This is a genomic window from Arthrobacter sp. efr-133-TYG-118 (genome assembly GCF_030209755.1).
Classification (GTDB): domain Bacteria; phylum Actinomycetota; class Actinomycetes; order Actinomycetales; family Micrococcaceae; genus Arthrobacter.
Map to the genome: position 1 here is coordinate 1 of NZ_JARVRH010000049.1, position 13365 is coordinate 13365.

The 13365-nt window shown below is 62.6% G+C and carries 11 protein-coding genes and 1 pseudogene; 7 read left to right on the plus strand and 5 right to left on the minus strand.

Features of this window, described 5'->3' with window-relative positions:
• Positions 1 to 304: 304 nt before the first annotated feature.
• From QRN59_RS24695 to QRN59_RS24315, 3 genes and pseudogenes are all read right to left on the minus strand, one after another.
• A pseudogene (locus QRN59_RS24695) lies at positions 305 to 499 on the minus strand (helix-turn-helix domain-containing protein); the annotation flags it as partial.
• Entirely contained in the window at positions 489 to 1379 is an 891-nt protein-coding gene (locus QRN59_RS24310) for an NAD-dependent epimerase/dehydratase family protein (RefSeq protein ID WP_284984989.1), read from the minus strand. The gene QRN59_RS24310 and the pseudogene QRN59_RS24695, both read right to left, overlap by 11 nt.
• Positions 1380 to 1555: 176 nt before the next feature.
• Complete coding sequence (locus tag QRN59_RS24315; protein WP_284984990.1) at positions 1556 to 2908, minus strand: NosD domain-containing protein; 1353 nt, start codon at positions 2906 to 2908, stop codon at positions 1556 to 1558.
• Positions 2909 to 3407: 499 nt separating this feature from the next.
• Here QRN59_RS24315 and QRN59_RS24320 point away from each other — a divergent pair, with 499 nt between their 5' ends.
• From QRN59_RS24320 to QRN59_RS24350, 7 genes are all read left to right on the plus strand, one after another.
• Complete coding sequence (locus QRN59_RS24320) at positions 3408 to 4688, plus strand: ABC transporter substrate-binding protein (RefSeq protein ID WP_284984992.1); 1281 nt, start codon at positions 3408 to 3410, stop codon at positions 4686 to 4688.
• A gap of 66 nt (positions 4689 to 4754) precedes the next feature.
• Positions 4755 to 5642, plus strand: coding sequence for a carbohydrate ABC transporter permease (locus tag QRN59_RS24325; protein WP_284984993.1), 888 nt, complete (start codon positions 4755 to 4757; stop codon positions 5640 to 5642).
• 8 nt (positions 5643 to 5650) lie between these two features.
• Positions 5651 to 6574: a carbohydrate ABC transporter permease gene (locus QRN59_RS24330; protein WP_502871111.1), complete on the plus strand. Its 924-nt coding sequence runs from the start codon at positions 5651 to 5653 to the stop codon at positions 6572 to 6574.
• A gap of 27 nt (positions 6575 to 6601) precedes the next feature.
• The gene (locus QRN59_RS24335) at positions 6602 to 7972 is read left to right on the plus strand and encodes a NosD domain-containing protein (protein ID WP_284984995.1); all 1371 of its coding nucleotides are present in this window, start codon (positions 6602 to 6604) and stop codon (positions 7970 to 7972) included.
• Positions 7973 to 8088: 116 nt separating this feature from the next.
• Positions 8089 to 9180, plus strand: coding sequence for a LacI family DNA-binding transcriptional regulator (locus QRN59_RS24340; RefSeq protein ID WP_284984996.1), 1092 nt, complete (start codon positions 8089 to 8091; stop codon positions 9178 to 9180).
• Between the two features lie 50 nt (positions 9181 to 9230).
• On the plus strand, positions 9231 to 10184 hold the full coding sequence (locus QRN59_RS24345; protein ID WP_284984997.1) for a carbohydrate kinase family protein: 954 nt from the start codon (positions 9231 to 9233) through the stop codon (positions 10182 to 10184).
• Complete coding sequence (locus tag QRN59_RS24350) at positions 10177 to 11715, plus strand: glycoside hydrolase family 32 protein (RefSeq protein WP_284984998.1); 1539 nt, start codon at positions 10177 to 10179, stop codon at positions 11713 to 11715. Before QRN59_RS24345 ends, QRN59_RS24350 begins: the two co-directional genes overlap by 8 nt.
• Positions 11716 to 11786: 71 nt before the next feature.
• Here QRN59_RS24350 and QRN59_RS24355 read toward each other — a convergent pair whose 3' ends face one another.
• Together QRN59_RS24355 and QRN59_RS24360 are read right to left on the minus strand one after the other, a co-directional pair.
• Positions 11787 to 12824 carry an SLAC1 family transporter gene (locus QRN59_RS24355; protein WP_284984999.1) on the minus strand — a complete coding sequence of 346 codons (1038 nt, stop codon included), beginning with the start codon at positions 12822 to 12824 and terminating at the stop codon, positions 11787 to 11789.
• Positions 12821 to 13345, minus strand: coding sequence for a PaaI family thioesterase (locus QRN59_RS24360; RefSeq protein ID WP_284985000.1), 525 nt, complete (start codon positions 13343 to 13345; stop codon positions 12821 to 12823). Before QRN59_RS24360 ends, QRN59_RS24355 begins: the two co-directional genes overlap by 4 nt.
• Positions 13346 to 13365: the final 20 nt, after the last annotated feature.

The following is a 13365-nucleotide window of genomic DNA, read 5'->3' on the forward strand; positions in this document are numbered from 1 at the left end:
ATGGCTCGAGGAGCAGGGCACTCAAAAAACGAATTGACAACCATAGGAGCATCACAGGGAAGTTCAGAAAACATAGACAGTACGGGCCAGTCCGGCCGATGTACGACCCGATCCGAAGCCTGAAATGTTGACACTGTCAACACCCTGCTTTGCCCGTATCGCGGCCTCGCTGGCACGCAACGAGCGCCTGGCAAACAGCCTGATAGACCGTCCGTGGCTGATCTGCAGCTGTCTTATCGTCCGAGGAACGCGGACTCGACGAACCGCGCACATAGTCTGTGGGCGAGCAGGGATTCCGGGGCCGGCGGCCCAGCTCCCTACCGATCGCCGGGTAGGAACATCCGTCGCACCGGCGCACCACAATCACCGCCCGTTCGGATAGCCTCAGCATGCCCGAGCCAGGGACGCCGTCCGGAAACGGCACCCCTGACGAGGCGCCGGCCCTCCAGGGCCGGCCTGTCGGTGTACCCTCCTTGACTCGATGGCGCTCAGTAGTCGCTGGTTCGTGCTCTCACCTGATCGTCGCTGAGTCCGGCGACTTCTTTGATCCATGTACCAAAGTTACGGCTCGGCACGTAACCAACCTCGGTCCAACCGAGCTTCCTGGGCCGGACGGGAGGTGCCGAAATGTCGAGGCCGAACCGCTCGACGACGGCCCGCGCCCCAGGAAAGAGGCGGTCTGCAGTGCCGACTGGATCATGCCTCCAATCGCGCAGATCATCGGCCTGCACTGCGTCCGGATGATGGGCATCCAGCACCAGACCGCCGTCGTTTACTGCCACCCAGTCCACTGAAAGCTGAATTGCGTCCAGCACGTCATCGCGATCCACACGCTCGTAGAGCAGGCCGCGTCCATAGTCACGGGCCCAGTCTGTCCAGGGCACCAGCGAAGCGGGACGGACCGCAACATATGAGATGCCGTGGCGCCTCCGATGGTATTCGAGAAGCTGCTCTCCGATGACTTTTGTGAATCCGTAGACGCCGTTGGATTCATGCCATGCCTGCGAGGAAAGCCAGACCACTTTCCTGACGCCGGCGGTGATGGCCGCCTGTAGGGTGCGGAATGTGCCATTTACGTTGAGTTCCCAGAATTCCGTTTCGGTGTGATCGACGGCGTGGATGCCGTGCAGTGCCGGCAAGTGCACGAGAACGTCGGCGTCGACCATCGCCGTCTGGAGTCCTTCCTCCATCCGGACGTCCGCTGCGGCGAAGCGTGCTTCCGCAACCAGTCCGTCGACGGTTTTAAGGTCGGAGAGGGTCAACTCGTATCCAGCGGCTAAGAGACGTGGTGCGAGGCCACGGCCAATATTCCCAACGGCACCGGTAATGACGACCCGCGTGCCGTTCGGTGCGGGAGGGCTCTGGTTTACGTGAATCATGATGTTCCTTTCCGTAAGTCAGGAAATGCCGCAATATTTCTTCCGACATCCCTGACCCGAGCCTGTCGGGGAAGGTGCCTTGCCCTCAGCACCAGGCCGGGCAGATCAATACGCGGGAGCGCGCCCCAAGGACGGAAGCCATGCCTCGGGACGCGCTCCCGGCGCGCCTTCGTCCGTCAAGGGGTCGGCCGGATAGCGGTGTCCGTGCTGTACGAAGTGATCTGGGAGGCTGTCCCGCTGTCGAGCACTTTCGAGTGGGTGGTGGATGCGTCGAGAACGACGTGCTGGGAAGCGACGTCGCTGACCACGTGGTTGAGCGCGACCACGTTGGCGTCCCCGCCGGCGATCAGGATCTGGGTCGGCTGGGCGCCTGCCGGGGCGATGTTGCCGGGCGGGACGTTGTAGGCGAAGAGGTTGTCCGAGATAAGGTTGTTGTCTCCCTCGACATGAACGACGCCGTAGAGGTCGTCGAGGCCGTTGCCGCGGCCGATGAACGGCGGGTACCCCTCGCTGGTCCGGCGGATGTGGTTGGCCGTGATGAGGTTCTCCTTGCACCCGTTCAGCAGACGGAGAATGCCCGGGTAAAAGCCCTGGAGCCTGTTCGAGGAGACTGAGCACCGGTTGCAGCCGGTGAGTTCGATGAGGCTGCGGCCGCGGGGGAAGAGGTTGTTGCCCGTGACGAGGAGGCCCTCGTGGTTCTCGGCCAGGAGCGTGACCCCGTCAGGGCCGGCGCCCATGTGATTGCCGCTGACAATTGTGGCCTGCCCGGCCCCGGTGAGCTCGACGCAGTTGCCGCATTCGGCGATCATGTTGTCGTTGACGCGCAGCGCGTCGGCGCCGCGCACGATCAGGGCATGTTCGAGGTAAACGAATCCCATGCCGGTGATGTGGAAGGAGTCGTTGTCGGAGGCGACTTCGATTCCGGTCTTGCCGTTGTGGTAGCTGTTCTTCTCGGGGGTGAAACCGACCCCGTCGAGGCAGAAGTCCCGGAACACGATTCCTGAAAGACGGGGATCCCCTGTCCGGCGGACGAGGAATGCCTGGGGCGCACTCGGAGAGGTCAGGACGCGGATGTGGCTGGCTCCGGGCTGGAGGTTCTGCCATCCGGTCGGGTTCGAGTTGTCGAGGATGCTTCGGGAGAAGAAGCCATGCCCGAAGCCTGCGATTGTCAGGTAGCTTATGTCGACGACGACCTGGGTGTGCAGGTCGTAGTCGCCCGGAGGAATAATGATCGCGGCTCCGGGACGCGCGTCCGGGGACGTCTGCCGTTGCTTGATGTCGGCGATGATGTCGTTGATGACCGCCCCGATGTCGGACTGCGCGGTGACCTCCGGGTGCGCCTGGATCCTCCATGTGGTTACGTCGTAAGTATTGGGCGAATGGAGGGGTGCGCCCTGCTGGCCGTCGGCGGCATTGGCATTCTGCATTGTTCCAAGGGTCAAGGCAGCCGCCAGCGTTCCGGCGGCTCCCGCCCCGATCAGCCGGCGGCGGCTTGGATTCTCTTTTTCTAGATTCTTGCCAGTTACCACGGGTTCTCCTCTATGAGATAAGACTGCTGCTGTTCAGAATCAGGCACTACCGGGTCGGCCGGCCGAAGGCTTGACTGCCCTTGTCATCTGCTTCGGCGGCATCACGCGCTCATTCTTGGGAAACGGTGAATGTCCCACATTGGACTGTTGCCCAGCTGAAATGCCAAACCGTTTGGGCTAACGAGAGATGACACTAGGAGCACGGCATACCGGCTGTCAACGCCAAAATTCGGACTGAAGTGTTTGGCAGTGCCGACGCACCTCACCTCTGACCGCATCACCGGGGCTTCCGCTTCCGAACGGTCCCGGCACTGGGCCGCAAAGCTCCGGGCCGGGGCACCGGATGGCCGCACGAATGCGAGCGGACTGACCGCGCCGTGTGACCCTTGACACCCTCCGCGCTCTCCGCGTAATCTGATGCCAAGTCGTTTTGGCAAAACGGTTTTTCAATCCCCATCCAGTCTTCGTGTTCCATTCCCGAGAAAGGGAGTCGACAGCGATGTCCTCTCGAAAAACAATCTCCAGGCTTGCCGCTATAGGTAGCCTTTCAACCGCTGTGATCCTGGCCGCGACCGCATGCGGCGCAGGAGGCCCGGCGACGTCCGGGGGCGCCGCGGGCAGTTCCATCAACGTCCTGGTGGAGGCCGGCGGCCATGCAGAACTGCAGCCGATTGCCGACCAGTGCAAGAAGGACACCGGGGTCAACGTCAACTTCGTTGAACTCCCCTATGACGGCCTTTTCAACCGTCTCTCCAGCGAGTTCTCTTCCGGCAGTGTCTCCTTCGATGTTGCGGCCCTGGACTCCGTCTGGCTGCCCAGTTTCAAGGACGCCCTGCAGCCCATCGATGAGCTCTTCACGGACGAGGCGAAGAAGGATATCTTCCCTTCGCTGGTCAAGGAAGCCAACGTCGATGGCCACTTCATTGGCATGCCGGCGTGGACCAACGCCGAGATAGTCCTCTACCGCAAAGACCTCTTTGAGGACGCCAAGAACAAGGCCGACTTCAAGGCCAAGTACGGCTACGACCTCGCCGCGCCGAAGACCTGGCAGCAGTATCAGGACATCTCCGCCTTCTTCACCAAAGACGGCATGTACGGCACGGACGTCAAGGGCGGCGTTGAGACCGAGTACCTCGCCCACGTGCTCCAGGCGGGATCGCCCATGGTCCTGGATAGCAACAACAACGTGGTCATCGACAATGCGGCCCACAAACAAGCGCTGGATTTCTACACCAGTCTCGTCAAGGACGCACCGGCCGGAGCGGCCCAGGTCGACTGGGCCGCCGCCCAGAACCTCTTCAACCAGGGCAAGACAGCCATGACGCAGTTCTGGGCCCATGCCTACCGGCAGATCCCCAAGGACTCCCCCGTCTACGGCAAGGTCGGAACAGCCCCGATGATCGGCGGGTCCGCCGGTGTTGCCGGTGTTCCCGGCCCCTGGTACCTCTCAGTACCCAAGGCAACCAAGAACACGGACGCTGCCAAGAAGTTCGTCAAGTGCGCCTTCGACCACAATGATCTGGCCATCCAGTCAAGCCTTGGCCTGGCGGCACGAGTCTCCGCCTTCCAGAAGTACCAGGACCAGCCCGGCTACGAGAGTTTCAAGCCGCTGATCGAAACACTTAACGCTCCCGCGACGGCGACCCGTCCGGCAACGGCAAAGTGGCAGCAAATCGTCGACACCGTGCTGGTTCCGATGCTCCAGAAGGCCGTCGCCGGCGGAGACAGCACGACCTTGCTGGCGGACGCCAAGTCCAAGATCCAAGCCCTCCTTAAGTAAGACTCCGCGGCCGGCAGCAGCCCATGGCGTTGCCGGCCGCGGCCCCAACCAGCGGAAGAGAATCCCGTGCGCATCCCTGATCGCCGCTTCGCCCTCTACCTGATGACGCCGGCGGCGTTGTTCCTCGCAGTCTTTGTTGCCTACCCGCTGTTCCGGTTGGTCACGGACAGCTTCTTCAAGATCTCCCCGATCGTCGGGGGGCCCCGTGACTTCGTGGGCTTGGACAACTACGTCCGCGCCTTCACATCCGATGCCTTCATCGGTGCCGGATGGCGGACCCTCGCCTACACCCTGATGGTGGTGACCCTTGAGTTCGCCTTGGGCCTGGGCATGGCCCTCCTGTTCACCACGTTGGGCCGGAAATCCCAGGTGTGGCGGACCATGTTCCTGTACCCGCTGATGATCGCTCCGATCGTGGCCGGCCTGCTGTGGAAGTTCCTCATGATCGACAACTTCGGCCTGCTCGGCACCCTGCTCAGCCAGGCAGGCATCCTGCAGAATCCAAACCAGATCGGCTGGCTGTCGAACCCGGACATCGTCCTGTTCTCCGTCGCCATCCCGGACATCTGGCTCACGACCTCGTTCATGTGCCTGGTGTTGTTCGCGGGGCTGCAGAACATCCCGGGAGACCTCATCGAGGCTGCCAGGCTCGACGGCGCCCGCGCACCGTCCCTGCTGTTCCGCATCATCCTCCCGCTGCTCCGGCCGGTCATCGCCGTCGCGCTGGTGGTCCGCGGCATCGACGCGGCACGGGCCTTTGACACCATCCTCATCCAGACCAACGGTGGACCACAGTCCGCTTCCCAAACCATGAGCCTGCTCATCTACCAGACCATGATCCGCTTCGGCGACCCTGGCCTCGCAAGCGCAATGGGCACCATCTACCTGCTGGCCATGCTCGCCATAGCCTTCGTCGCCGTCACCACAATCTGGCGGCCAGGAAAGGACACCTGATGAGCACTATGGAAAGTCCAACCATCCCTGCACAGCAGACCACAACGGAACCTCCACGGACCGGCGGGGGCCGCAGGCGCCGCGGCGTCAATCGCGAAGGACTCGAAGCCGGCAAGCGCAGCACGCGGACCATCCTGTGGATCCTGCTCGCAGCCTCCCTCGTCATCTACGGCTTCCCGTTCCTGTACCTGCTGTTCACGTCCTTCAAGACGCCGATCGACACGATTGCCGTTCCGCCGACCATCCTGCCCAAAGTGTGGACGCTGGATAACTACGTCAATGCCCTGGGCCGCGGAGGCGTGCCGGCGTCGTTCATCAACAGCATCCAGACGGCCGTCATCAGCACCCTGTTGTCCCTGGTCCTCGCAGTCCCGGCGGCCTACGGCATCACACGCTACAAGACCCGAAGCGGCCGCGTGTTCATCATGGCCGCACTGGTCACCCGCATGGTCCCGCCGGTAGCCATCGGCATCCCGCTGGCGTCCATGATGGCCTCCGTAGGTCTCGCGGACACCCCGATCGCCCTGTCCATAGCGCACACCACCATCTCTCTGCCGCTATCCATCTGGCTCATGTCCAGCTTCTTCGAAGCCGTACCCCAGGATCTGGAGGAAGCCGCGACAGTGGATGGCTGCAGCCGGCTCGGAGCCCTATGGCGGGTAGTCATCCCGGTCGTCTCCGGAGGCATCGCAGTTACCGCGATCTTCGCCTTCCTCGCGTCCTGGAACGAATTCCTGTTCGCACTGCTCATGACCGCCGTCCGGTCCCAGACCACCCCCGTCGTCATCGCAAACTTCCAGACCCAGTTCGGACTGGACTGGGGATCCATGACAGCCCTCGCGGCCGTCTACTCGATCCCCGTCATCCTTCTCACTCTTCTCTTGCAGCGCAAGATCGTCGCAGGCATGACGCTCGGCGCCGTCAAGGGCTGAGAAACCACAACACAACGGGAAGAACCCATGTCAAGCAACAACTACTACGACGTGACTACATGGCGCGTCGGCAATCCGTCCGAGGACGTCGGTGCGGTAATCAACAGCATCATCGCCGACATCAAGGACCGGCAGACGGCCACCGATGCCAACAACGGAGGAAAGCCAGGGGCGGTAATTTACCTTCCGCCCGGGGACTACCACCTTCGTACGCAGGTGGTCATCGACGTCAGCTTCCTCAAGATCCAGGGCTCCGGACACGGCTTTACCTCCTCCAGCATCCGGTTCAACGTTCCCGAAGACGAATGGCCCGACTTGCATGAGCTCTGGCCCGGAGGGAGCCGCATTCTCGTCGACCTTCCCCTCGGCGGAGACGGGGAGGAATCCAAGGGAGCCGCCTTCTACGTCGGGCGGAGCGGAAGCCCGCGGATCAGCTCGGTCGAGTTCTCCAACTTCTGCATCGACGGGTTGCACTTCACCCCGGATGGCTCCGGGATGCATCCGGAGAACACCTACGTCAACGGCAAAACCGGTATCTATGTCGCGAACGCCAATGACTCATTCCGCGTGACCGGCATGGGGTTCGTCTACCTCGAGAACGCCCTCACCATCTACAACGCGGACGCGCTTTCCATTCACGACAACTTCATCGCCGAATGCGGAAGCTGCATCGAGCTGCGCGGGTGGGGACAGGCATCAAAGATCACCGACAACCTCGTCGGAGCAGGGCCTAAGGGCCACTCGATCTACGCCGAGAACCATGGCGGGCTCCTGATAACCGCGAACAACGTCTTCCCCCGTGGCGCGAGCAGCATCCATCTCGACAGCGTCACGCGTTCAAGCGTCACCAACAACCGTTTGCATTCGTTCTACCCCGGCATGGTGATTCTCGCAGCGAACAGTTCGGAAAACCTCGTCGCCACGAATCACTTCCTGCGCGACCATGAGCCCTGGACGCCCTTCCTGGGAGTCGACAACGGACTGGACGATCTCCTCGGACTTCTCTGTGTCAGCGGCAGCAACAACTCTGTCATCGGGAACCACTTCTCCGAGATCATCGACTCCCAGAGCATCCGTCCGGCAGGTGCGACGCCTGTCATCATCCGGCTGATGGCGGGGGTTGGCAACTTCGTGTCCAACAACCACGTGGTCGCGATGGACGTTCACGCCAAGTCAAGTGACTCCTGTTTCGAGGCCCAGGTGGACGCGCTGTTGACGACCGAGGCTTCGGACGGACTCGCCGTTACGGCCGTCATGGTCGATTCCGCATCAGCCCGGAATACCATCCTTGATTCCGGAAGTGACGCCCAAGTCATCGCAGACAGGGGTGTCAACGCCTTCAGGGCCACACCCACGGTCGGTTTCCAGGCGATACACGCACCGCTTGTCGCCCAATAGCCCGCTCAGGCCCGGCGAGACCCCCGGGATCGCCGCCGGGCCTCTGGAACGAATAAAACGTACGCAGCAATTACCCGGACATAGAATCAGCATCAACATAAGGACGTGGGAGACCAATGAACAAGTCGGTTGGCATCAAGGACGTGGCGGCCGCAGCCGGCGTCTCGGTCACAACGGTCTCCCACGTCCTCAATGACGTTGTCTACGCCCGGGTGGGGGCGGAGACGAGGGAACGGGTCCACGAAGCAGCGCGGCGTCTCGGATACGGCCCGAACCGGCTGGCGCAGGCCCTGCGCACCCAACGTTCGGGCATGATCGGGTTCATCAGCGAGGAAATCGCCACCACCCCGCACGCTGGCCGGATCATTCTGGGGGCCGAGGAGACGGCACGTGCCCGCGGGTACCGCATCATGATCATCAACTCCACCAGCACCAGCTCCCAGGATTCCAGGGAAAATGATGTGGCGGATCTGCTGGACCGGCAGGTGGACGGCATCCTCTACGCCACGATGTATCACCGCAAACTGGTCGTCCCCAAGAACCTCGTCGGACTCCCCGCCGTCCTGGTGGACTCCGAAGACATCAGCCACACCGTTTCCTCCGTCATCCCCGACGAAATCGCCGGTGCGAGGTCGGCCGTACAAACCCTGATCGACGCCGGACACACCCGCATCGGCATGCTCAACAACACCGATGACGTGCCGGCAACCCACTCCCGGCTGAAGGCCTTCAAGGACACACTCGCAGATGCCGGGCTGCCCTATCACGAGGAACTGGTCCAGTCCGAGGCTTCGGAGGTGCCTGGCGGCCACCAGGCCGCGCTGCGCCTGCTGAAAACTCCAAGCCGGCCTACGGCCGTGTTCTGCTACAACGACCGCATGGCCATGGGCGCGTACCGGGCCGCCGGGGAACTTGGCCTCAGGATTCCGGACGACATCTCTATCGTCGGTTTCGACAACCAACAACTTATTGCCGAAAACATCTACCCCGCACTGACAACCGTCGCCCTGCCGCACTACGAAATGGGCGCCTGGGCCACCGAAAACCTGATCGACGCCATCGAGGGAAAGACCGACCTGCAGCTATTCGCCGCTCACCCGACCCTTCTTCCCTGTCCCCTGGTCCTTCGCGATTCCGTCGCCTCCCCAAAACATCAAGACGCGTCGAGCAGAGCGGCACCAGGCTCTCCTACACACGCCAACACCTGACCTCGAGCGCGTCCAGTAGAAGACGCGCCCAACCTTCCAAGGACCCCGAAATGCACAGCTCCACAGTTCCACCCTGCCCTAAAACAGATGTCGTCGTCGTCGGCGAGGCCATAATCGACATCATTGACACCGGGGCAGGGCCCGTCGAGTTTCCCGGCGGATCGGGTATGAACGTCGCGTTCGGACTCGGTCGGCTAGGCGTCAGCACCGCGTTTCTCACGGCACTGGGCAGGGATGAACGCAGCAAGACCATCCAACGGCACCTGGACACCGCGGGAGTGCGCCTGCTTCCGGGAGCCGAGCACCTCGACCGCACATCCACTGCAAGGGCGCTTCTGGACAGCAGCGGTTCCGCAGAGTACGAATTCGACTTCGAATGGAACCTCCCCCAAGTCAGCCCCGCGTTCCTCCCGAGGGTGCTTCATACGGGGTCACTGGCCTCCTTCATGGAGCCCGGAGCAACCCAGGTCCTGTCCTTGCTGGGACTGTTCTCCCGCCGCTGCTTGATCACGTACGACCCCAACATCCGCCCGACACTGCTCCGCAGCCACACTGAAGCGCTCAGGACCTTCGAACGCACAGTTGCCCTGGCTACCGTCGTGAAGCTGAGTTCGGACGATGCCCAGTGGCTCTACCCGCGCACGTCGCCTCACGACGTCGCGCGGCGACTACTTGATCTCGGGGCAGAACTTGCAGTCATCACGGAAGGCGCATCCGGATCCTATCTGCGTTCGAATGCCGCCGAGATCGAGGTGCCGGCACCGCCAGTACTCGTCAAAGACACGGTCGGCGCAGGCGACTCCTACATGTCCTCGCTTATCGCCGGCCTCATTGAGGACCCCGAGGACGATTTCGGCTACGGAAAACTCAGCCGCCTGGGAACAGCCTCCTCGCTCGCTGCGGCCATAACGGTCGGTCGGCACGGAGCGAACCCGCCCACACGGGCAGAACTTGTCCGATCGCTGGAACTGGCCCAAACTTCCCGAAAGAGCTCCGATGACTGAGACGACAACGCACCTTGCCGGGGGCCCAGCCGAAGACAACGCCCCCAGCATCCGCCCGATACTTCACTACACAGCCAAGAACACGTGGCTGAACGACCCCAACGGACTCGTGTGGCACCGGGGCGTCTACCACCTCTTCTACCAAAACAACCCCTTCGACAACGTCTGGGGCAACATGTCCTGGGGACATGCCACCTCAACCGACCTCCTGCACTGGACCGAACACCCGGTTGCCATCGCCTGCGACGACGAAGAAGACGTCTTTTCAGGCAGCATCGTGGTGGACGATGGCAATACATCGGGATTCGGCACAGTGGAAAATCCGGCTTTGGTGGCCATCTACACGAGCGCCTTCAAGGAAGGCTCGGCGCACCAAGGGACACAAGCCCAGTCTCTCGCGTTCTCCACGGACGCCGGCAAAACCTGGAGCAAATATGCAGGCAACCCGGTGCTTGGCCGCGGCTCGGCACATTTCCGGGATCCCAAGGTGTTCCGCCACGAGGGACCGGCCGGTTCCTGCTGGGTCATGGTGGCGGTCGAGGCCCAGCACCAGCAGGTTGTGCTGTACCGCTCGGCCAACCTCAAAGACTGGGAATACCTGAGCACATTCGGCCCTGCAAACGCCACAGGAGGCGAATGGGAATGCCCCGACCTGTTCCCGCTCCCCGTCGACGGAGACCCGGACAACGTCAAGTGGGTCATGGTGGTAAATATCAACCCGGGTGCCGTTGCCGGCGGCTCGGGAGGGCAGTACTTCGTCGGGGACTTCGATGGGGTGCAGTTCACCGCCGACTTTGATTCACTCGTTCCAGCGGATGCCGAGGGGACCCCGGATCTCAGAAACTGTCTCTGGCTCGACTGGGGGCGCGACTATTACGCCGCCGTCTCCTTCAGCAATGCCCCGGGGAACCGCCGCATCATGATCGGCTGGATGAACAACTGGGACTATGCCAACTCCTTGCCCACGTCTCCGTGGCGCTCCGCGATGTCCCTTGCCCGCGAGGTCGAGCTCACGACGGTGGAGGGTTTGGTGCGCCTGATCCAGCGCCCGGCGCTGCCCTTGGACTGTGGGGAGCCGACCCGCACCATCCAGAACATGGAAGTTCACAACTCAGTGGTGAGACTGCCCGACGCGGTGCCCGGATCAGCCCAACTGATCGACGCCGAAATCCTGCCCGGCACGGCACGGACCGTTGCTTTCAGGCTTCTCGGCGCATCGAGCGGGAGCAGCGTAACGGTTCTCAGCTTCGATGCCATCACGAGCCGGCTCACCCTGGATCGCCGCAACTCCGGAAACACCTCCTTCCACGACAAGTTCCCGTCGGTCGAGTCGGTACCCGTGAAGCTCGACGACGGCGTGCTACGGCTAAGGGTAATAGTCGACCACTGCTCCGTGGAGGTCTTCGCCCAAGACGGCAGGGTCGTCCTGAGCGATCTAGTGTTTCCCCCGTCCGGGAGCCTGGGCACCGACGTGTGCGTGGAAGGCGGCACGGCCATGGTGCGGAAACTAGCCGTCACCGCCTTGTCCTAGGGGGCAGAACGCCCCAATCCAATGTGTCTATGTCGTCGAAGGTCGAGCAGGAAAAGCACGAAGCGGGAGCTTCAGCGCACTTCCGTGCTCTGGGGTGCGGCCAGTCTCGCTGCCTTTGGGGCGATGGGGGTCGGCACGGTGCGAGCGGCGATGGCCAGGGTGAAGGCTGTTGCAAGGCCGAGAATCGCCCAGGCGTAGATCTCCCGGCCGGGGAGGTCGGTTGTTGCAAGCCAGCGGATGGCATAGTTCGTGGTCGCACCCACGGGGAAGGTGAATACCCAAAACATTTGCGTGAAGGGAAGTTTGCGGTATTCGGGGAGGAGCATGACCTGCATCAGCACCATGATCAACAGTATGCCTGTCAGTTCGAGCTGAATCGCTCCGATGGGTCCTGGATGTGACACCATCCACGCGATGTTGGCCGTTGCCGGCGCAGCGAGATAGGCGGACAGTCCGACCTTGGCGGCTGGTAGCACCTCGCCGCCGGTCATCAGGCGGACGGTGACGACAGTTCCTATCACCAGCCAGAAGAACACGCCAACGCCAAACGCGGCCATGGCCGCATTATGGGCGTGGATGCTTGAGAACCCGATGCTGGCAACGAAGGATCCGGCCGCGACGGGCAGCAGGTAGCCGGGATGGATGGATTGCATGGATACCCCGCCGGTGACCCAGTGGGCGAGGAGCTGGGCAGCGACGAGGGCAAGGGCGGCAATGAAAGCCATACACAGCCAAGCGCCCCATGGCGGCAGATACTGGCTGTAGTGCGACGAAAGCAGGATCCCCACTAAGGGGATGAAGGACGCAAAGGGCCCTGCCACTTCGTGTCGGAGGTCGGCCCGGAATGTTCCTTTTCGGCGAAGGCCCCGGACCACGTAGACGCCGGTCAGGATCAACCACAGGGAGCTTGCTGCCCCGTAAAGGATTTCCTCTGGCCACATCGGGGATCCGAGAGAGCTCCTCGCGGCGGACCAGCCGCCGCCAAGACCGGCAAGCCCCAAGGGAATGCCGAAGCGGCTCAACGCCGGCATTCCCGACAGGGCGGCCGGGGACAAGACCTGATCCGTAGGGGCCGGCGTCAGCGCAACAGCGGTACCGGTATCAGTCATCTTGTCAGAGCGCCTGGTTGGTGGGTGAAGATGAGCAGCGTGCTCGTCGCGGTGGCGAGGAGTTCTCCCCCAGCGGTGCTGAGCCTGCCTTCGGTGAATATCACGCGCGAGCCGGTTTTCACGACTGACCCCTCTGCGCGAAGAGCACCCTTCCGGAGCGTGATGGGTCGCAGATACTTGACCGCCAGGTCAATGGAGGTGTAGCCGATCCCTGCTTCCAAGGTACTGTGTGCTGCGCAGCCGAGCACCGTGTCAAGGAGCGTGCAGGCCAGGCCGCCGTGCACCATTCCGAGGGGGTTGTAGTGCGCTTCTCCCGGCCGGCACTGGAACTCGACGTGCCCGTATTTCGCATCGACGAGATCGAAATTCATGAGGGAAGCGATCGGCGGCGGCGCGATGCTGCCGTCGCGGAGGCCGGAAAAGTAGTCCAGACCCGACAGCCGTGGGAGCTGTTCGAGCGCGATTGCCGGATCCATCCAGGTGAAGGTTTCCGAGCGTTGCGCGGAGGCGTTCGTTGACACCAGGTTTTCCTCCTTAGGTT